This is a genomic window from Castellaniella denitrificans (genome assembly GCF_027214045.1).
GTDB classification, from domain to species: domain Bacteria; phylum Pseudomonadota; class Gammaproteobacteria; order Burkholderiales; family Burkholderiaceae_B; genus Castellaniella; species Castellaniella denitrificans_A.
This window is the reverse complement of record NZ_JAPWHE010000007.1, coordinates 119361-137727: the sequence shown is the minus strand read 5'-3', so window position 1 is coordinate 137727 and position 18367 is coordinate 119361. Positions and strand designations below refer to the sequence as shown.

18 protein-coding genes and 1 pseudogene are annotated in these 18367 nt (G+C 66.9%); 11 read left to right on the top strand and 8 right to left on the bottom strand.

Features of this window, described 5'->3' with window-relative positions; translation table 11 throughout:
* The 6 genes and pseudogenes from O4H32_RS11060 to O4H32_RS11035 form a co-directional block, all read left to right on the top strand.
* Positions 1-214 (top strand): annotated as a pseudogene (locus tag O4H32_RS11060) (methyl-accepting chemotaxis protein); the annotation flags it as partial.
* A 47-nt stretch (positions 215-261) separates the two neighbouring features.
* Positions 262-1047 carry an exodeoxyribonuclease III gene (xth, locus tag O4H32_RS11055; protein ID WP_269359145.1) on the top strand — a complete coding sequence of 262 codons (786 nt, stop codon included), beginning with the start codon at positions 262-264 and terminating at the stop codon, positions 1045-1047.
* A gap of 60 nt (positions 1048-1107) precedes the next feature.
* Positions 1108-1440, top strand: a complete 333-nt coding sequence (locus O4H32_RS11050) for a hypothetical protein (protein ID WP_269359144.1) — start codon at positions 1108-1110, stop codon at positions 1438-1440.
* 12 nt (positions 1441-1452) lie between these two features.
* Positions 1453-2115, top strand: a complete 663-nt coding sequence (gmk, locus tag O4H32_RS11045; RefSeq protein WP_269359142.1) for a guanylate kinase — start codon at positions 1453-1455, stop codon at positions 2113-2115.
* A gap of 12 nt (positions 2116-2127) precedes the next feature.
* Entirely contained in the window at positions 2128-2331 is a 204-nt protein-coding gene (rpoZ, locus tag O4H32_RS11040) for a DNA-directed RNA polymerase subunit omega (RefSeq protein WP_269359140.1), read from the top strand.
* A 14-nt stretch (positions 2332-2345) separates the two neighbouring features.
* Positions 2346-4610 (top strand): RelA/SpoT family protein, encoded by a 2265-nt coding sequence (locus O4H32_RS11035; RefSeq protein ID WP_269359138.1) that lies wholly within the window; start codon positions 2346-2348, stop codon positions 4608-4610.
* 293 nt (positions 4611-4903) lie between these two features.
* Here the strand turns inward: O4H32_RS11035 and O4H32_RS11030 are convergent, their stop codons facing one another.
* Entirely contained in the window at positions 4904-6862 is a 1959-nt protein-coding gene (locus tag O4H32_RS11030) for a SurA N-terminal domain-containing protein (RefSeq protein ID WP_269359136.1), read from the bottom strand.
* Between the two features lie 169 nt (positions 6863-7031).
* Between O4H32_RS11030 and ugpQ the strand changes: the two genes are divergently transcribed.
* Positions 7032-7799, top strand: coding sequence for a glycerophosphodiester phosphodiesterase (ugpQ, locus tag O4H32_RS11025; RefSeq protein WP_269359134.1), 768 nt, complete (start codon positions 7032-7034; stop codon positions 7797-7799).
* A gap of 14 nt (positions 7800-7813) precedes the next feature.
* The gene (locus tag O4H32_RS11020) at positions 7814-8773 is read left to right on the top strand and encodes a 23S rRNA (adenine(2030)-N(6))-methyltransferase RlmJ (protein ID WP_269359132.1); all 960 of its coding nucleotides are present in this window, start codon (positions 7814-7816) and stop codon (positions 8771-8773) included.
* Here the strand turns inward: O4H32_RS11020 and O4H32_RS11015 are convergent.
* Positions 8746-9474: a pseudouridine synthase gene (locus tag O4H32_RS11015; protein ID WP_269359129.1), complete on the bottom strand. Its 729-nt coding sequence runs from the start codon at positions 9472-9474 to the stop codon at positions 8746-8748. The two genes, O4H32_RS11020 and O4H32_RS11015, sit on opposite strands and share 28 nt — an antisense overlap.
* A gap of 90 nt (positions 9475-9564) precedes the next feature.
* Between O4H32_RS11015 and O4H32_RS11010 the strand changes: the two genes are divergently transcribed.
* Complete coding sequence (locus tag O4H32_RS11010) at positions 9565-10125, top strand: chorismate--pyruvate lyase family protein (protein WP_269359128.1); 561 nt, start codon at positions 9565-9567, stop codon at positions 10123-10125.
* Between the two features lie 5 nt (positions 10126-10130).
* On the opposite strand, the gene O4H32_RS11005 is transcribed toward O4H32_RS11010, so the two are convergent.
* Complete coding sequence (locus O4H32_RS11005) at positions 10131-10469, bottom strand: P-II family nitrogen regulator (RefSeq protein WP_269359163.1); 339 nt, start codon at positions 10467-10469, stop codon at positions 10131-10133.
* A 152-nt stretch (positions 10470-10621) separates the two neighbouring features.
* On the opposite strand from O4H32_RS11005, the gene argH reads away from it, so the two are divergent.
* Positions 10622-12043 carry an argininosuccinate lyase gene (argH, locus tag O4H32_RS11000; RefSeq protein WP_269359127.1) on the top strand — a complete coding sequence of 474 codons (1422 nt, stop codon included), beginning with the start codon at positions 10622-10624 and terminating at the stop codon, positions 12041-12043.
* A 79-nt stretch (positions 12044-12122) separates the two neighbouring features.
* Here argH and O4H32_RS10995 read toward each other — a convergent pair whose 3' ends face one another.
* Positions 12123-13142: a zinc-dependent alcohol dehydrogenase family protein gene (locus tag O4H32_RS10995; RefSeq protein WP_269359125.1), complete on the bottom strand. Its 1020-nt coding sequence runs from the start codon at positions 13140-13142 to the stop codon at positions 12123-12125.
* Positions 13143-13249: 107 nt separating this feature from the next.
* Here O4H32_RS10995 and O4H32_RS10990 point away from each other — a divergent pair, with 107 nt between their 5' ends.
* The gene (locus O4H32_RS10990; RefSeq protein ID WP_269359123.1) at positions 13250-14134 is read left to right on the top strand and encodes a LysR family transcriptional regulator; all 885 of its coding nucleotides are present in this window, start codon (positions 13250-13252) and stop codon (positions 14132-14134) included.
* Between the two features lie 40 nt (positions 14135-14174).
* Here O4H32_RS10990 and O4H32_RS10985 read toward each other — a convergent pair whose 3' ends face one another.
* Genes O4H32_RS10985 through O4H32_RS10970 form a run of 4 tightly spaced genes read right to left on the bottom strand, consistent with a single transcriptional unit; the run spans position 14175 to position 18363 of the window.
* A complete protein-coding gene (locus O4H32_RS10985) occupies positions 14175-15392 on the bottom strand; it encodes an MFS transporter (protein WP_269359121.1) in 1218 nt (405 codons plus the stop codon).
* 10 nt (positions 15393-15402) lie between these two features.
* On the bottom strand, positions 15403-16725 hold the full coding sequence (gene rlmD, locus O4H32_RS10980; protein ID WP_407932647.1) for a 23S rRNA (uracil(1939)-C(5))-methyltransferase RlmD: 1323 nt from the start codon (positions 16723-16725) through the stop codon (positions 15403-15405).
* A complete protein-coding gene (locus O4H32_RS10975; protein ID WP_269359119.1) occupies positions 16718-17497 on the bottom strand; it encodes a 3'-5' exonuclease in 780 nt (259 codons plus the stop codon). The genes rlmD and O4H32_RS10975 overlap by 8 nt, the downstream gene beginning before the upstream one ends.
* Complete coding sequence (locus O4H32_RS10970) at positions 17494-18363, bottom strand: peptidoglycan DD-metalloendopeptidase family protein (protein WP_269359118.1); 870 nt, start codon at positions 18361-18363, stop codon at positions 17494-17496. Before O4H32_RS10970 ends, O4H32_RS10975 begins: the two co-directional genes overlap by 4 nt.
* Between the last annotated feature and the right edge of the window lie 4 nt (positions 18364-18367).

Sequence of the window (18367 nt, the reverse complement as noted above, 5' to 3'; positions counted from 1 at the left end):
CGTCACCCAGATGGACGACGTCACCCGCCAGAACGCCAGCCTGGTCGAGGAATCGGCCGCCGCGGCCGCCAGCCTGCAGGCGCAGGCCGACACCCTGGCGCAACTGGTCGCCACCTTCCGGCTGAGGAATCAGGACGGCCAGGCCGCCGAACGGCCCGCCGCCGCGCTGCCCAGACCGGCAGCGGCGCCCCGGCTGGCGCATCGGGGACGTTGAGGCGGACGGCTGATACCATAAGGCTCTTTGCACGAACTCCGCTGTCCATGAAACTCGCCACCTGGAACGTCAACTCCCTGAACGTCCGCCTGGGACACGTCCTGGACTGGCTGCAGGCCAACCCGGTCGACGCGTTATGCCTGCAGGAACTGAAGCTGCCGGACGAGAAATTCCCCCACGAAGCCCTGCTGGCCGCCGGCTACCACGCCTGCTGGGCGGGGCAGAAGACCTACAACGGCGTGGCCATCCTGAGCCGGACGCCCCTGTTGGACGTGCAGCGCAACATCCCGGGCTACGAGGATCCGCAACAACGGATCATCGCCGCTACCCTGCACGCCCCGGACGGAAAGCCCGTGCGCGTCATCAGCGCCTATTGCCCCAACGGCCAGGCGGTGGGCAGCGACAAGTACGCCTACAAGCTGGACTGGTTCCAGGCGCTGCGCGGCTGGCTGGACGCCGAGATCGGCCGCCATCCGGACCTGGCGATCCTGGGCGACTACAACGTGGCCCCTGCCGACGAGGACGTGCACGACCCCGCCGCATGGGCGGGCGGCATCCTGGTCTCCGACCCTGAACGCCAGGCCTTCCGCGACCTGCTGGGCCTCGGTCTGCGGGACACCTTCCGCCTGTTCGACCAGCCGCCACGTACCTTCAGCTGGTGGGATTACCGCCAGATGGGCTTCCGGCGCAACGCCGGCCTGCGCATCGACCATATCCTGGCGACGCGAGATCTCGCGGAGCGCTGCCAGGAATGCGGCGTGGACAAGACACCGCGCGCCTGGGACAAGCCATCCGACCACGCCCCCGTCGTGGCGACGTTCGGCGCCGCCTGACCCGGGGCCGACCGGGCAAAACGTCTATAATTGCCCATTCGTCCCACTTCAGCCACGCCCATGCCGCTCGACAGCCGACTGATCGCCCATCTGGACCGGGGGCTGGTCCTGGACATCACCCTGGAAGACCTGCCGTTCCGGGTCTATGTGGCCCAGCGGGAAGCCGACATCGAACAGGTCGCGGAACTGGTTCCCGCCGAACAGTTCCAGGGGGACGGCGACGTCCACGTGGCCGCCATCCACGACGGCGACGACGCCTCGGAGCAGATCCAGGATGTGCTCTTCAACTTGAATCCGGGCGATGCCATCGTCTTCCTGTGCACGGGCCCCCAGGCCTATGCCGAAGCGCTGGCCGAACTCGGCCAGCCCGACGCGGCATCCGCCGCACGCTGACACGAATCCGACATGACGCAGTCCTCCGGCAATACGCCGTCTTCCGGCAATATTTTCATGGTGGTCGCCCCCAGCGGGGCGGGCAAGTCCAGCCTGGTCAACGCCTTGCTGCAACAGGATCCCACCCTGGCCCTGTCCATCTCCTGCACCACCCGCACGCCCCGTCCCGGAGAAGAAGACAAAAAGCACTACCGCTTCGTGTCCGTGGAAACCTTCCAGGCGCTGCGCGACAGGGGCGACATGCTCGAATGGGCGGAGGTTCACGGCAATTTCTATGGCACGCCCCGCGACCGGGTCGACCAGGCCCTGGCCGGCGGCACCGACATCATTCTGGAAATCGACTGGCAAGGCGCCCTCCAGGTGCGCCGCCATTATCCCCAGGCAATCGGCATTTTCATCCTGCCACCCTCGATCGAGGCTCTGGAAGCCCGCCTGAACAAGCGCGGCCAGGACGCGCCCCAGGTCATCGCCCGGCGGCTGCTCGCCGCGGGCGGCGAAATGGCGCATGCCTCGGATTGTGAATATGTTATTATTAATCAAGAATTTAGCATTGCCCTGGAACAACTCCGGCAAGTCATCGGGGCGGCCCGCCTGCGCTATACGGCGCAATCCGTCCGGCACGCCGAACTGTTCATGCAGCTGGGTATCCGAAAACCACTGTCAACCGCATCCTGAACCAGGACACATATGGCCCGCATCACCGTAGAAGACTGCCTCAAGCAAGTTCCCAACCGCTTTGACCTGACCCTGGTCGCGACCTATCGCGCCCGCGAACTCGCCCAGGGGCACGAAGCCCGCATCCAGAGCCACAACAAACCCACGGTCACCGCGCTGCGTGAAATCGCACAGGGCCTGGTCGGCACCGAGATGCTGCGCAAAGTCCCCACCTGATTCCGGGGCGGGCCATGGCGTTCTCAGGCTTGCGCGGCGCGTCCTCGGGACTGCTCGCCGTCCTGCGCAAGGGCCCCCGCCTGCGGCGGCGCAAGCCGCACACGACCCCTGCCCAGCAGTCCGAACCCGCACCCATTCCAATCGCCTCGCTGGCCGGACTCAACCAGATCATCTCCGGGTATCTAGGCCCGCGCGACATCGAACGGATCCGCGAAGCCTACCGCTTCGCCGACAACGCCCACCTGGGACAATTCCGCGCCAGCGGCGAACCCTACATCTCGCACCCCATCGCCGTCACCGAGATCTGCGCCGGCTGGAAGCTCGACGCCGATTCCCTCATGGCCGCGCTGCTGCACGACGTGATTGAGGATCAAAACGTCAGCAAGCAGGAACTGGCCGAAAAATTCGGTCTCGAAGTCGCCGAAATCGTTGACGGACTGACCAAGCTCGAACGGCTCGAATACGCCACCAAGGCCGAGCAACAGGCGGAATCCTTCCGCAAGATGCTGCTGGCCATGGCGCGCGACGTGCGCGTGATCCTGATCAAGCTGGCCGACCGGCTGCACAACATGCGCACGCTGGACGCGGTCAACCCCGAAAAAGCCCGGCGCGTGGCACGCGAGACCCTCGACATCTACACGCCGATCGCGCACCGGCTGGGCTTGAACGCCCTGTTCCGGGAACTTCAGGACCGCTGTTTCAAGGCCATCCATCCGAACCGCTACGCCGTCCTGCACAAGGCCATGATGGCGGCGCGGGGCAACCGCCGCGAGGTCATTTCCAAGATCGCAGAGGCCGTGCGCGCCGCGTTGCCCGCCGCCGGACTGGACGCCGAGGTCAACGGCCGGGAAAAGTCGCTCTACGGCATCTACAAGAAAATGGTCGAGCAGAAAAAGTCGTTTTCCGACGTGCTCGACATCTACGGCTTTCGCATCATCGTCCATACCCTGCCGGAATGCTATCTGGCCATGGGTACGCTGCACCAGTTGTACCGACCCGTGCCCGGCAAGTTCAAGGACTACATCGCCATCCCGAAAATCAATGGCTACCAGTCCCTGCACACGACACTGATCGGCCCCTACGGCACGCCGGTGGAATTCCAGTTTCGCACCCGCGACATGGATCACGTGGCCGAGGAAGGCGTGGCATCACACTGGCTGTACAAGGAACAGGGCACTTCGCTCAACGACCTGCAAAAGCGCACCCACCAGTGGCTGCAGTCGCTGCTGGACATCCAGAGCCAGACCGGGGATTCCGGTGAATTCCTGGAGCACGTCAAGGTCGACCTGTTCCCGGACGCGGTCTACGTGTTCACGCCCCAGGGCAAGATCCTGTCGCTGCCGCGCGGCGCCACGCCGGTGGATTTCGCCTATGCGATCCATACGGACGTCGGCAATCATGCCGTGGCTTCCAAGATCAACGGAGAATTTTCGCCGCTGCGCACGGAACTGCACAGCGGCGATTCCGTCGAGATCGTCACCTCGGCCGCCTCGCGCCCCAGCGCCCAGTGGCTGAACTACGTGCGCACCGGACGCGCGCGCTCGGAAATCCGCCATTACCTGCGCAACGAACGCTACGAGGAATCCGTGGCTTTCGGTCGCCGGCTGCTGAACCAGGCCTTCGACCAGCTGTCCATCCCCTACCCTAAGGACGACGATCCGCAATGGGAACGGCTGACCCGAGGTTCGGGCGGGGCCTCGCGCACGGAAATCCTGGCCGACATCGGTCTGGGCAAACGCCTGGCGGCCGTGGTGGCGCGCCGCTTCGCCCCGGAAAACGCCATGCTGGAAACCACCGCGATGGCGGTGGACGAATTCACCTCCGTCACCAGCGCGCCCATCGTGATCCATGGCAACGAGGGCCAGGCGGTCCAGTTGGCATCCTGCTGCGGCCCACTCCCGGGTGACGCGATCATCGGCGGCATCCGCCTGGGTCACGGGCTGGTGGTGCACATGAGCGACTGCCCGGTGGCGATGCGCCAGCGCGCGCGCGAGCCTGAGCGCTGGATTCCGGTGATCTGGGACACCAACACCGCACGGCACCTGACCACGCGCCTGGAACTGACAGTACTGAATGAACGCGGCGTGCTGGGTCGGCTGGCGGCGGAAATCACCGAAGCCGAATCCAACATCATCCAGCTCAGCATGCCTGACGAGGCTGCGGCCACGGCCTTGCTCAGCATCATGGTCCAGGTCGACAGCCGCAAGCACTTGGCCCAGGTCATCCGCGCCATCCGGCACGTCCCCCAAGTCCAGAAAATCGTCAGAGCGAAGGGATGAGGCAGGACTGAAAATGGTCCCCGCGGACCATTTTCAGCCTGCCGAATCGGAGCGGCTTGCAAGCCGCGACGTGGAGAGATGCCGCAATCCGAAAATGCCCAGCCTGCCGAATCGGAGCGGCTTGCAAGCCGCGACGCGGAGAGATGCCGCAATCCGAAAATGCCCAGCCTGCCGAATCGGAGCGGCTTGCAAGCCGCGACGTGGAGAGATGCCACACCTCACCTCAGGATACCCAAAACAGGAAGGCCCCGGAATACCGGGGCCTTCTTCATGGCGCGACGCTGGAAGCGGGATCAATTCGATCCGCTGTCGCCCTGCTCGATCAGCTTGCGGCCCTCGTCCGTCACCTTGACGCCCAGTTGCTGACGCAGTTCGGCCAGCACGGCCTGACGCTCCACGCTGCCCCAGACACGGGCCATCTGCTGTCCGAGGCCGGCCAGCGCGGGCGCGTCCGTCGTGCCGGGCCGGACCGCGTCGACCTGGACGATCGCGTAGGCGCGCGCCAGCGCCACGCCGCCGAAAGCCGGCAAGGCCTTGTCCGTATGGATCGAGAACGCGGCGTCCAGCACGTCCTTGGACAGGCCGGCGGGGTCCAGGCGGCTGACGGTCGCCGGTTCGCCGAACCCCTCGGTGGAAGGCTGGGCGCCCAGGCTGGCCAGCACCTTTTCGCCTTCGGCCACGGCGGCGGCGCGCGCGCGCTCGTCGGTCAACTGTGCGCGGATGTGGTTCTTGACCTGGTCCAGCGCCGGCACATGGGACGGTGTCACGTCGTGCACGCGCACCACGACCATGGTGTCGGGCGAGATCTCGATCACACCGGAATTCTGCTTGTCGGTCAGGACCTGGGAACTGAACAGCGCCTGGCGCACGCGCACATCGCCAAGAATGGCCGAATCGCCGGAAGCGGAAGCCGCGCCCGCGCCGGCCTCGTCGGCGCTCAGCAGACGGTCGCGCGCGATCCCGTCCGCCTTGCGGACCTGCAGGCCGAGATCCTTGGCGGCGGGGTCCAGGCTGGACGGATTGTCATAGACCAGGCTGGTGAGCTTGGTGGCCATGTCGGCGAACCGGTCGGCGGCCAGTTGACGGCGCACCTCGTCCTCGACCTTGGCGCGGGCCTGCTCGAAGGATTCGCCCTGCTCGGGCTGGACTTGGTCGGCCATGAAGACATGGTAGCCGTCCGGCCCCTTTACCGGATCCGAGACTTCACCCTGCTTGAGCGCGAACACGGCCTGCTCCATCGCCAGCGGCAGCGTGCCGCGCTGGATCCAGCCCAGACGACCGCCTTCGCGGGCCGTGCCGGCATCCTGGGATTCCTTGCGCGCCAGATCGGCGAACCCGGACGGTTCCGCGCGGGCGCGGGTGGCGATGCCCGCAGCCTTGGCCAGCGCGGTCTTGGCGACCTCTTCGGAGGCGCCGGCCGGCAGTTTGACCAGGATGTGGCTGACGTTGACGCGCGCCGGCACCACGTAGCGCGATTTGTTCTGCTCGTAATAATCCTTCAGCCGGGCTTCCTCGATGGTCGGCACGCTGGCCAGAGCCGCGGCCTCGTCGAGCACGAGGTAATCGGCGGATACCTGATCGGGCAGGCGCAACGCGTCCTGATGGCCGTCGTACCAGGCCTGGATGTCCTTGTCGGACACCTGGACGTCCTTGGCGTGGTCCCCGGCCTTGAAGACCCGCAGCCGGATGGTGCGCTCTTCGGTCAGGGCGCGCTTGAGGCCGTCGAGCACCGGGGCCGGCAAGGCAGCCGTGTCCCTCACCGGGCCCAGCACGCGATCCAGCGCCAGCTCGGAACGCTGTCCGGCCTCGAAGTCGCGCGGCGTCAGGCCATAGGACGTCAGGACCTCGTGGTAGCGATCGGGGGAGAACTGCCCGTCAACCTGCAACTGCGGCATGGCGGCGATGGCGCGGCGCAAGGCGCCGTCCGACACGCTGAAATGATTCCGCGTCGCCACATCGATCTGCAGCTTGCGGTCGATGAGTTGGTCGAGCAGGGCCTGGCGCGCCTGCGGATTGTCCAGCAAGGCAGGGTCGAAGCGGCCCTGGCTGCTTTCCTGCATCTGCTGGAGCTGACTGCGCTGGGCCTGCACGAATTCGTCACGATTGACGGAAGCTTTGCCGATTTCGACGAGGGCGGGATCGGCCGTCACGAACGAATAGCCACTGATCCCGAGGAACACGAAGGACGGCACCACGAGAATCAGAAGGATCAACTGCATCAGGCGCTGATGCGTGCGAATGAAATCGAACATAAACGGCTCACCTGCTGGAGACTGACGGCCCCAGGGCCGCGCGAACGAAATGTCCCGCAGTTTACCACCCTGACACGCCGCCCCGCCAAGGCGAAGGACGCCCGCCTGGCAGGGCGTGCGCACGCTGGCTAAAATGCGTGTTGACCCCTTACTCGACGATCCAGCCCCCATGCCCCCATCCCATCCCGCCTGGCCCTGGCCGGCTTTCATCGCCCACCGAGGCGGCGGCCGCCTGGCCCCGGAAAACACCCTGGCGGCGATGCGCACGGGCGCCGCCGCCGGATTCGGCATGGTGGAATTCGATGTCAAGCTCAGTCGCGACGGCATGCCCTTCCTGCTGCATGACGACACCGTGGACCGGACCTCGGATGGCAGCGGCCTGGCCAGCGAACTGGACTGGCGCGCGCTGGGCCGGATGGACTTCGGCGGCTGGCACGGACCGGATTTCGCCGGGGAGCCCGCCCCTTCCCTGTACGCCGTGGCCCGCTGCACCCGCGCCCACCACATCCACAGCAACATCGAGATCAAGCCGACCACGGGCCACGAAGCCGAGACCGGCACAGCCGTGGCCCGCGAGGCCGCCCGCCTGTGGGCGGGCGCCGATCTGCCGCCCCTGCTGTCGTCGTTTTCCGAAGCCGCCCTGGAGGCCGCCCGAGCGGCCGCACCCGATCTGCCGCGCGCCCTGCTCATCGAAGGCCCGGTGCCGGCCGACTGGCGACTGCGCCAGCAAGGCCTGGGCTGCATCGGCCTGAACATCGATGCCCGGCACGCCGACGAGGCCGCGGTGCGCGACATTCTGGACCAGGGCGCCACCCTGGCCGTCTGGACGGTCGACGACCCCGACCTCGCCCGCGCGCTGTTCGACCGGGGCTGTCACGCGGTCTTCACCGACGCGCTGCGTCACGTCCGGGCGGACGCGCCCGGCCTGGTCCGATAACCCCGCAGGCCGCCATGTTCAGCTACCGCCACGCCTTTCACGCCGGCAATCACGCCGATGTCCTGAAGCACGCCATCCTGGTCCAGATTCTGGATTACTTCAACCGCAAGGATGCGCCCTACTGGGTGATCGACACCCATGCCGGCGCGGGTCTGTACGCCCTGGATGGCGAATGGGCCGGCCAGAGCGGCGAAGTCGTCGACGGCCTGGACCGGCTGCTGGGCGCCGCCCAGCCTCCGGAACTGGTGACGCGCTACCTCCACGCCATCCAGGACTTCAATCCCGACGGCGTGGCCAACCGCTATCCGGGATCGCCCGCGCTGACCCTGCGCGCCTTGCGCCCGCACGACAAGCTGCGGCTGTTCGAGCTGCACCCGACGGAAATCGAGGTACTGGAAAGCACGCTGCGGCACTTGGGCACCTCGCGCCGCCAGGTGACCATCGCCCGCGAGGACGGCTTCGACGGACTGAAACGGCTGCTGCCGCCGCCGACACGGCGAGGCATCGTCCTGATCGATCCGTCTTACGAGGACAAGAGGGACTACCGCCACGTCCTGCAGGCGGTGCGCGACGGCCTGGAGCGCTTCGCGTCCGGTTGCTTTGCGGTCTGGTATCCCCTGGTTCAACGCATCCAGGCGCACGAAATGGCCCGCGCGCTGGAACGGCTGCCGGTGGAATGGCTGCACGCCACCCTCACGGTGCGCAAGCCCGCGGCCGACGGCCTGGGTCTGCACGGCAGCGGCATGTTCGTCGTCAACCCCCCCTGGACACTGCACGAGGAACTGCGCGCCGCCCTGCCCTGGCTGACGAAGACGCTGGCCCAGGACGGGCACGCCCGGCATACGCTGGCCATCAGCGGGCAGTCCCGGAACGCGACGGGCGATGCCTCTGCGACACGCAAACCCGCCGCCCGCGCGGGCCATGCGGCGGACGGACGGCCAGTCGCTCAGAAACGTTCGCCGTCCCGCAGATAACGCCACTGGCCCACGGGCAGGTCGCCCAGCACGACGCGCCCCATGCGCACACGCTTCAGGCCCACGACCTTCAGCCCGACCAGTTCGCACATGCGGCGGATCTGGCGCTTGCGGCCCTCGCGCAGAATGAAATGTAGCTGGTCCTCGTTCTGCCATTGCACCTGGGCCGGCCGCAGGGCCTGGCCGTCCAGAGACAGGCCATGGTTCAGCAGGGCCAGCCCATTGCTCGACAGGCGACCTTCGACGCGCACCAGATATTCTTTTTCGATCCCGGAATCGTCGCCGATGAGCTGGCGCGCGATGCGACCGTCCTGGGTCAGGACCAGCAGTCCCTGGGAATCGATGTCCAGCCGCCCAGCGGGCGCCAGGCCCCGCAGGTGCGCAGGATCGAAGGAGGGACCATGACCCGTCCGGTACTGGGTGCGCGCCTGGATCAGGGACGCCGCCAGGCGGTGGCCCTTGTCGGACTGATGCGAGACATAGCCGACCGGCTTGTTCAGGATGATCGTGACCTTGCCGGTCTGGCGGCGGGCGGCCTGGCGTTCGAGCGTAATGCGGGCGTTGGGCAGCGCCTTGGTGCCCAGCTCGCTGACGATCCTGCCGTCCACGCGCACCCAGCCGCGTTCGATATAGGCGTCGGCTTCGCGCCGCGAGCACAGGCCCCGCTGGGCCATGAGTTTTGAGATTCGGACCGGTTCCATGATGCTGCGCATTGTATCGCGCCCGCCGCGCCGGATCGGCCGTGCTATCGTGAGGCCCCTTGAGCAACCTCCCCGATCACCCGATTTTCCATGACTCCGGACACCGCCCTGCCCCGATCCTGGCGCGGCATGCCCGCCCCCGCGCTGGACGGACTGCGGCAAGCCTGGCTGCGCCGGCCCGGCGCGCTGACCGCCGGCCTGCGCCGACTGGGCGAAGTCCGCCTGGCGGTGCGCCGCGAGGCCGTCGAAGCCCTGACGCCCGGCTGGGCCACCGAGACCGGCGTGCTGGCCGGCACGCCGGTCTGGTGGCGCGAGATCCTCATGACGATCGATGGCGTATCCGCCGTCCAGGCCTGCAGTTTCACACCGCTGCGCGCCAGCCTGGGCGCCTGGAAAGCGATGCGCGGCCTGGGTCAGCGCCCGCTGGCCGACATCCTGTACCTGGATTCGCGCATCGAGCGCAGCGGCTTCCGCTTCGGCCGGCTGCGGGTTCGCCGCGCCGACGGGACATGGGCCGACGCCGCCGTGGACGCTTCGATCCTGGCCCGGCATTCGGTGTTCATGCGCCTGGGCCAGCCGCTGCTGGTAGCGGAATATTTCCTGCCGTCGTTCTGGACGGTGGCGGCCAGGGGCCGGACTGGCGTGGCCTGAAGAGGCTACAGGGCCTCGATGCCGCTTTCCCCGGTGCGGATGCGCACGGCCTGTTCGACCGGGGTGACGAAGATCTTGCCGTCGCCGATCTTGCCGGTACGCGCGGCGCGGATGACCGCCTCGATCACGCCTTCGGCCTGTTCGGCCGCCACCACGACATCGATGCGGATCTTGGGCAGGAAGTCCACCACGTATTCCGCGCCGCGATAGAGTTCCGTATGGCCTTTCTGGCGGCCGAAGCCCTTGACCTCGGTCACGGTGAGGCCGTTGACGCCCAGCTCGGAAAGGGCTTCGCGCACTTCGTCGAGCTTGAAGGGCTTGACGATCGCAGTGATCTGCTTCATTTCGGGCTGCGCCATGGTATCGGGATTCCGCTGAAAAGCTTTTAATATAGCGCAGACGATGCCCGCCCGGTCCCGGGGCGCATCCGGCCGCACGCCCGGGCCAGGGCGCGGTCGCGGGCCCGACGGCTCCCCTCCTTTATAATGCGCCCACTATGTCCAATACCCCGTCCGCACACAATCAGTTCGACAACAAGTCGCAGGCCTGGTCGGCCCGTTTCTCCGAACCCGTCTCCGACCTGGTCAAGCGCTACACCGCCTCGGTCAATTTCGACCAGCGCATGGCGGCCTTCGACATCCAGGGCTCACTGGCCCACGCCGACATGCTGGCGGCCGTGGGCGTGATCAGCGCCGCCGACCTGGCCGACATCCGGCGCGGCATGGCGCAGATCCTGGAAGAAATCCGCGCCGGCGGCTTCACCTGGTCGCTGGACCTGGAAGACGTTCACCTCAACATCGAAAAACGTCTGGTCGAACTGATCGGCGACGCGGGCAAACGCCTGCACACGGGCCGGTCGCGCAACGACCAGGTCGCCACCGACATCCGCCTGTGGCTGCGCCACGAGATCGACCTGGCGATCGACCTGCTCGGGCAACTGCGCCACCGGCTGGCCGAACTGGCCCTGGAGCACGCCGACACCATCCTGCCGGGCTTCACCCATCTGCAGGTCGCCCAGCCGGTCACCTTCGGCCACCACCTGCTCGCCTACGCTGAAATGTTCGGCCGCGACGCCGAGCGCCTGGCCGACTGCCGCCGCCGCACCAACCGCCTGCCCCTGGGCGCCGCGGCGCTGGCCGGAACATCCTACCCCATCGACCGCGAACGGGTCGCCCGCACCCTGGGCTTCGACGAGGTCTGCCGCAACTCCCTGGACGCCGTCTCCGACCGGGACTTCGCCATCGAGTTCTGCGCGGCCGCTTCACTCATCATGACGCACATCTCGCGCCTGTCCGAGGAACTCGTCCTGTGGATGAGCCCGCGCGTGGGCTTCATCGACCTGGCCGACCGCTTCTGCACCGGCAGTTCGATCATGCCGCAAAAAAAGAACCCCGACGTCCCCGAACTGGCGCGCGGCAAGACCGGCCGCGTGCACGGCCACCTGGTCGCGCTGCTGACCCTGATGAAGGGCCAGCCCCTGGCCTACAACAAGGACAATCAGGAAGACAAGGAAGGCCTGTTCGACACCGCCGACACCATCCGCGACACGCTGACGATCTTCGTCGACATGATCGGCGGGGTGCGCGTCAAGGCCGACGCCATGCGCGCCGCCGCGCTGCAGGGCTACGCGACCGCCACCGATCTGGCCGACTACCTGGTCAAGCGCGGCGTGCCCTTCCGCGACGCGCACGAGACCGTGGCGCTGGCGGTGCGTTCCTGCGAACAGCGCGGCTGCGATCTGGCCGACCTGTCCCTGGACGAACTGCGCGGCTTCCATGCCGACATCCAGGACGACGTGTTCGAGGTGCTGACGCTCGAGGGTTCGGTCGCCGCCCGCAAGCACATCGGCGGCACCGCGCCCGAACGCGTGCGCATCGAGGCGCAGCGGGTGCTGGATCAGACGGCGCGCAAGGAATAGCCAGGCCGGGGAACCGCCACGGCGGGCTGACCCGGATGGGTCCGCTTGCCGGGCGCGCGCCGGACAGGCCGGTCGCGGCTCATTGCGGCGCGGCGGAACGGTCTGCCGGCATCGAAATGACCGTCTTGCCCTTGCCCCTGCCTTCCTCGACCTGGCGAAATGCCTCGTTGACCTCGTGCAGTTGATAAGGATGCCGATCCACCCTGATCTTCAGCCGCCCGGCATCCACCAACGCGGCCGCGGCGCGTAATATCGCGCCATGGTGTCCACGCCCCTTGCCGGTCAGCAATGGCATCAAAGTGAATACGCCCGAGTAGGTCGCGCCCTTGAACGACAGCGGTGCAAGACTGTGCCGCCCCCATCCCAGACAGCTCACGACATGCCCCGAATAGGCCTTCACGGCCTTGAACGACGCGTCCAGCGTACTGCCTCCAACCGTATCGTAGACGATGTCGAAACCTTCTCCCGCCGTATGCCGCTCGATGTAATCATCCGGACTCTCCAGCTGATAGTCGATTGCCGTGGCCCCCAATGAGCGGATGAAGTCGAGACTGTCCGCCGACCCGGTGGCATAGACGTCGGCGCCTTGGGCCTTGGCCAGTTGCACGGCGACATGACCGACTCCGCCCGCGCCGCCATGAACCAGCACACGCTGGCCGGCACGGACATTGGCGCGATCCACCAGGCCTTCCCACGCGGTGATGAATGCCAGAGGCAATGCGGCCGCCTCGCGCATGTCCGATGTACGAGGCTTCAGCGCCAGCAGCCGTGCGTCGACCGCAATGTATTCGGCCATGGCGCCCTGGGCGCCGCCAATCCCGCCCGCCATCCCGAAGACCTCGTCGCCCGGGGAAAAGTCATTGACCGCTTCTCCCGACTCGACGACGGTGCCGGCCAGATCCAGGCCAAGCACCGCGGGCAACGCCTGACGGGCATGGGCGGCGGCGCCCGCTGCGATCTTGACATCGAGAGGATTGACCCCTGCGGCATGGACTTTGACCAGCACCCGCCCTTTGGCCGGGGAGGGGCTGGGGATATGACGCAAGGCCAGCGGTGTCTGGGCGGATTCCGCGATCGCGGCAAGCATGGTGTGATTCATGATGTAGGACCTCTGTGAAATGAACACGGATAGCTTGCCGTGCTTTATATATTCTGATAAGAGGCACAGTTGGCATATCATTTATTCCTTTAGAGGCCTGAATACCCATGGACCTGCTTGAAAACATGGGCGCCTTTGTCCGCGTCGTGGAGCGCGGTTCTTTTTCCGCGGCTGCACGGGAGTTGGGCATGGGGCAGCCGTCGGTCAGCAAACAGGTTCGCGCGCTGGAGCAATATCTCGGTGGGCCGTTGTTCGCCCGCAGCACCAGGCAGTTGTCCCTGACCGACCAGGGACGACGGTTCTACGATCAATGCCGAGAAATTCTCGCCCACGTCGAGGCTGCGACGCTCAGCTTCTCCAGCGGCCATGAACGGATCGCCGGTCCCATCCGGCTCGCAGCGCCCGTCAGTTACGGGCGACTGTGCGCAGTGCCCCTGATCGGAGAATTCATGAAGCGTCATCCCGATGTCGCGATCGACCTGCGCCTGAGCGATCACAACGAAGACCTGCTCAAGGAAAATATCGACCTGGCCATCCGGATCGGCGCGGTCAGAAGCGAGGGATTGGTGGCGGTGCCGCTCGGCGCCAGCACCCGGTATGTCTATGCGGCGCCTGCCTATCTGCATCGTCGCGGGACACCGCGCGAGCCCGACGGGCTCTCAGATCACAACTGCATCGGCTTCACTTTGCTGGAGCACTATGACAGGTGGCGCTTCAAGCGCGCCTCGGAAGAAATTGACGTTTCAATCAAAGGCAACCTGACCAGCAACAGCAGCGAAGCGATTCGCGAGATGGTGCTCGCCGGGTTGGGCATTTCCCTGTCGCCGGAGTGGCTGTTTGCAGCCGATGTCGCACAGGGCAAGGTGCTCACTGTGCTCGATGATTATCAGACCACCGCGCTGCCTGTCAGCGCGGTGCTCAGCCCCGAACGGCGACACTCCGCTCGCGTGATGGCCTTTGTGGATTTTCTCCGCGAGCACGCCCGCACATAGCGTCCATGCGCCAAACAGCCCGCACCGCCAGCCTGCGGGATCAACCGGCCTTTTTCAGACGCCACACCGGCATCCCCAGCCCCAGCAACGCCACTGCGGCAAGGGCCGCGCCGGCCAGGAAGGTCGCGGACGCCCCCCAATCCTGCCATAACCAGCCGGCCAGGACGCTGGCCAGCAGCATGCAGACGCCACTGGCCAGGTTGAAGACCCCGAAGGCCGTGCCCTTCATATCCTTGGGTGTCGTGTCCGCCACCATGGCGGACAGGATCCCCTGGCTGAAGCCCATGTGCAACCCCCACAGCGCCGAGCCCGCCAGCAGCGCCCAGGCGCCGCCGCCCGTGGCCGCCAACGCCAGATCCGCCAGCACCAGCAGGACCAGGCCGACCGCCAGGACAGCGGTACGCGGCACACGGTCCGACAGCCAGCCGGCCGGATAGGCCGACAACATGAAGAACAGCGACATCACGATCAGCACGGCGGGCGCCCAGGCGGCGCTCAGGCCCATGTCCTGACCGCGCAGGATCAGGAAAGCCTCGCTGAAACGCGCCAGCGTGAACACGGCGCCGATCGCCACGACCCGCCAATAGGCGGCGCCGAAGCCGCGCGCCGCGTTCCAGCGGATGGGCGAGCGGAACGGCCTGGCCTCGCCCCGATCGGAACGCGCCTCGCGCACCCCCCAGAACAGTAGGGCCATGGCGACGATGCCGGGCGCCACGGCGAACCACAGGACATGCCGGATGTCCGTGAAGACCAGCATCAGCACGACCGCCAGACCCGGTCCCAGGACCGCGCCCACCGTGTCCATGGACTGGCGCAGACCGAAGGCCGCGCCGCGGATTTCAGGCGGTGTCACATCCGCCACCAGGGCATCGCGCGGCGCGCCCCGGATGCCCTTGCCGATCCGGTCGACAAAACGGGCGGCGAACACTGTGCCCACCGAATGCGCCAGAGGGAACAGGGGCTTGCTCAAGGCCGCCAGACCGTAACCCGCCAGCAGCAGGCCCTTGCGCCGGCCCAGCCAGTCGCTGATCGCGCCGGAGAAAACCTTGACGATCAGCGCGGACGCCTCGGCCACGCCTTCGATGACGCCGACGGCCAACATGCTGGCGCCCAGGCCCGACACCAGGAAGATCGGCAGCAAGCTGTGGATCAGTTCCGACGAAAGATCCATGAACAGGCTGACCAGGCCCAGCATCCAGACCGTGCGCGGGATGGCTCGCTTGCCTTGAGCATCCGGAGCGGCATTCCCATGGCCCATACGACGCCCTTCAGGGTTCGAAGACCGCGATCGACTCCACGTGCGCCGTGTGCGGGAACATATTGACCGCGCCTGCGGCCTTCAGTGTCCATCCGCCCACATGACACAGCAGGCCGGCATCGCGGGCCAGCGTGGCGGGATTGCAGGACACATACACGACACGGCGCGGACGTTCCCTGGGCGCCAGATCGGCCAGAGCCTGCGCCACGGCCAGGGCGCCCTCGCGCGGAGGATCGATCAGCATGCGATCGAAATAGCCCAGGCCACGCAGCCAGCCGGCGTCGATCTCGAACAGATTGAGCTCGGTGAAGTCGGCCTTGTCCGCCAGGCCCTGGCGGGCGGCATCCTCTCGGGCGCGGGTCACCAGCGTGGCACTGCCCTCGACACCGACGACCGCGCGGCACTGCGTAGCCAGCGGCAGACTGAAATTGCCCAGACCGCAGAACAGGTCGGCCACGCGGTCGCCGGGCTGGATTTCCAGCAGGCTCAGCGCGCGCCCGATCAGCGCCTGGTTGATGTGCGGATTGACCTGGGTGAAATCGGCCGGTCGGTAATGCATGCGCAAGCCATAGGCCGGCAATGCGTAAGCCAGGACATCGGCGCGTGCCGGGTCCAGGGGATGGGCCGTTTCCGGCCCCTTCGGCTGCAGCCACCAATCAATGTGGTGCCGCGCGCCGAAACCGCGCAGACTGTCCAGATCGGAAGGCGTCAGGGGTTCCAGGTGACGCAGGCAAAAGACGGTGGCCTCGTCGCCGACGGCCACCTCGATCTGCGGCATGCGGTCGGGACGCGACAGACCGCCGATCAATTCCCGCAGCGGCATCAGCAGGGCCGAGACATGCGGCGGCAGCACCAGACAGGACTGCATGTCGGCCACATAGCTGCTGCCGCGTTCGCGGAAACCCACCAGCATGCCGCCCTTTTTCGGCACCAGGCGCACGGACAGGCGGGCGCGGTGGCGGTAGCCGAAAGTCGGTCCCTGCAATGCAGGCAGGATCTGCATCGGCCTGACCTTGCCGATGTGCGCCAGGGCGTCTTCCAGTGAACGCTGCTTGACGGCCATCTGGGCCGCCGGCTCCAGGTGCTGCATGGCGCAGCCTCCGCAGACGCCAAAATGGGGGCAAGGAGGCCGGGTGCGCTGCGAAGAAGCGCGCAGCACGCGCTCGACCTTGGCCTTGTCGAAGGACGGCTTGCGCCGCGTCACGCGGGCCAGCACCCGCTCGCCGGGCAGCGCCCCCTCGATGAAGACGACTTTGCCCTCGTGGTGGGCAATGCCCTGGCCTTCGAGATCCAGCGATTCGACGTCCAGGGACAACAGGATGGGTTCAGTCATGAGGCCAGGCGGAGAGAAATGCTTTCCAGTGCGGCGCGTCGATCGCCGTCAGGGTGTCGCGCACCAGCGCGAGTTCGGCCGCATAGGCAGCGGCATCGAGTTCACCCTTGATCAGGCGGTAACGGCAATACACCAGCCAGGTGTTGACCACGTCGGTCTCGCAGTAGTTGCGCACGTGATCCCGGTCCCCCGCGTGCCAGGCCTGCCAGACCTGGCCGCCGTCCATGTCGAGTTTGCCGGGAAAGCCGCACAGTTTTGCCAGCTGGTCCAGCGGCGCGTTGGCGCGGCCATTGAACTTCGCCAGTACGTCCATCAGGTCGACGTGACGGGTGTGATAGCGGTTCAGGTAGTTGTTGAAACGGAAATCACGGTCGTCTTCGCCCGTGTCCCAATAGCGCGGCGCGGCCACGCCGTGGATCAGGCTGCGATAGTGCAGGACCGGCAGGTCGAAGCCCGAACCGTTCCAGCTGACCAGGGTGGGCGTGTAATGGCCTATGGTCTTGAAAAACCCCGCGATCAGGGTTTCCTCAGGGTCGTCGGCCTGGCCCAGGGTACGGACGCGAAAACCCTGGTCGTCTCGGAACACACAGCCGATGACGGCGATTTTCTGCAGGTGCAGGGGCAGGAAATCGTTGCCGTGTGTCTCGCGGCGCCGGGCCAGCGCGGCCTCGATCAGGTCCGCGTCAGACAGGTCGGCCCACTGCGGATCCAGACGCCGCAGACCGTCCGCATCCGGGATCGTTTCCAGGTCGAAGACCAGCGTCGGGATCATCGCGACGGCAGGTAGGACAGGGGGTTAACGGGCGTGCCGCGGCGGCGGATCTCGAAGTGCAGGCGCGGCGAAGTGGTGTCGCTCTGGCCCAGCGTGGCGATCTTAGCGCCCTTCTTCACGGATTCGCCGGTCTTGACCAGCAGGGACTGGTTGTGGGCGTAAGCCGTGATGAAGCCGTTGCTGTGACCCAACAGGATCAGGTTGCCCAGGCCGCGCACGCCGTTGCCCGCGTACATGACTTTGCCCTCGGCGGCGGCCGTCACGGGCGCACCCACCGCGCCCTCGATGTCGATGCCCTTGGTGGTGGCGTTGAAGCCCTGGATGATCTTGCCATTGCTGGGCCAGCCCCAGGAAATCAGGCCCGCGTCGCCGGCACGCGACGCCGATGTCTCGGCCGGCGCCGGCGCGCTGGCGGCGGTCCCGGCGCTTTCGCCACCGGCCGGAGTCGCCGCGGCCTTGCCCGGGGTCGTCGTGGCCGTCGAGCCAGCAGCAGGCATCGGCGTGCCGCTGTCGAGACGCAGGACCTGACCGATGGCCAATTGGGTCGGATCACCGATGTTGTTCAACTGCGCCAGGCGGGAGACCTCCATCCCGTGATCCTGAGCGATCTTGTAGAGCGTGTCGCCCGCCCGCACGACGTAGGTGCCCTTGGCCTGGGCGCCCGCCGTGGAGGCGGCGCCGCCGCGGGAGTGGTCGGAAACGGGCGCGCGCGCGGAGCGCGAGGCGCAGCCTGAAAGGACGGCGGCCGACAGCAGGACGGCCAGCAGCAGGGCCGTTTTCGCCTTGGGACGGCGATGCGACAAAAAACGCCCGGTGCGCGGCGGTTGGGTGAACGGAGCATCTGTCACCAGCGTCCCATCGAGCATGTGG

Bases quoted from the DNA above. Each gene is read 5' to 3' on its own strand.
- xth (WP_269359145.1), top strand. From the start codon at position 262: ATGAAACTCGCCACCTGGAACGTCAACTCCCTGAACGTCCGCCTGGGA.
- O4H32_RS11050 (WP_269359144.1), top strand. From the start codon at position 1,108: ATGCCGCTCGACAGCCGACTGATCGCCCATCTGGACCGGGGGCTGGTC.
- gmk (WP_269359142.1), top strand. From the start codon at position 1,453: ATGACGCAGTCCTCCGGCAATACGCCGTCTTCCGGCAATATTTTCATG.
- rpoZ (WP_269359140.1), top strand. From the start codon at position 2,128: ATGGCCCGCATCACCGTAGAAGACTGCCTCAAGCAAGTTCCCAACCGC.
- O4H32_RS11035 (WP_269359138.1), top strand. From the start codon at position 2,346: ATGGCGTTCTCAGGCTTGCGCGGCGCGTCCTCGGGACTGCTCGCCGTC.
- O4H32_RS11030 (WP_269359136.1), bottom strand. From the start codon at position 6,862: ATGTTCGATTTCATTCGCACGCATCAGCGCCTGATGCAGTTGATCCTT.
- ugpQ (WP_269359134.1), top strand. From the start codon at position 7,032: ATGCCCCCATCCCATCCCGCCTGGCCCTGGCCGGCTTTCATCGCCCAC.
- O4H32_RS11020 (WP_269359132.1), top strand. From the start codon at position 7,814: ATGTTCAGCTACCGCCACGCCTTTCACGCCGGCAATCACGCCGATGTC.
- O4H32_RS11015 (WP_269359129.1), bottom strand. From the start codon at position 9,474: ATGGAACCGGTCCGAATCTCAAAACTCATGGCCCAGCGGGGCCTGTGC.
- O4H32_RS11010 (WP_269359128.1), top strand. From the start codon at position 9,565: ATGACTCCGGACACCGCCCTGCCCCGATCCTGGCGCGGCATGCCCGCC.
- O4H32_RS11005 (WP_269359163.1), bottom strand. From the start codon at position 10,469: ATGAAGCAGATCACTGCGATCGTCAAGCCCTTCAAGCTCGACGAAGTG.
- argH (WP_269359127.1), top strand. From the start codon at position 10,622: ATGTCCAATACCCCGTCCGCACACAATCAGTTCGACAACAAGTCGCAG.
- O4H32_RS10995 (WP_269359125.1), bottom strand. From the start codon at position 13,142: ATGAATCACACCATGCTTGCCGCGATCGCGGAATCCGCCCAGACACCG.
- O4H32_RS10990 (WP_269359123.1), top strand. From the start codon at position 13,250: ATGGACCTGCTTGAAAACATGGGCGCCTTTGTCCGCGTCGTGGAGCGC.
- O4H32_RS10985 (WP_269359121.1), bottom strand. From the start codon at position 15,392: ATGGGCCATGGGAATGCCGCTCCGGATGCTCAAGGCAAGCGAGCCATC.
- rlmD (WP_407932647.1), bottom strand. From the start codon at position 16,725: ATGACTGAACCCATCCTGTTGTCCCTGGACGTCGAATCGCTGGATCTC.
- O4H32_RS10975 (WP_269359119.1), bottom strand. From the start codon at position 17,497: ATGATCCCGACGCTGGTCTTCGACCTGGAAACGATCCCGGATGCGGAC.
- O4H32_RS10970 (WP_269359118.1), bottom strand. From the start codon at position 18,363: ATGCTCGATGGGACGCTGGTGACAGATGCTCCGTTCACCCAACCGCCG.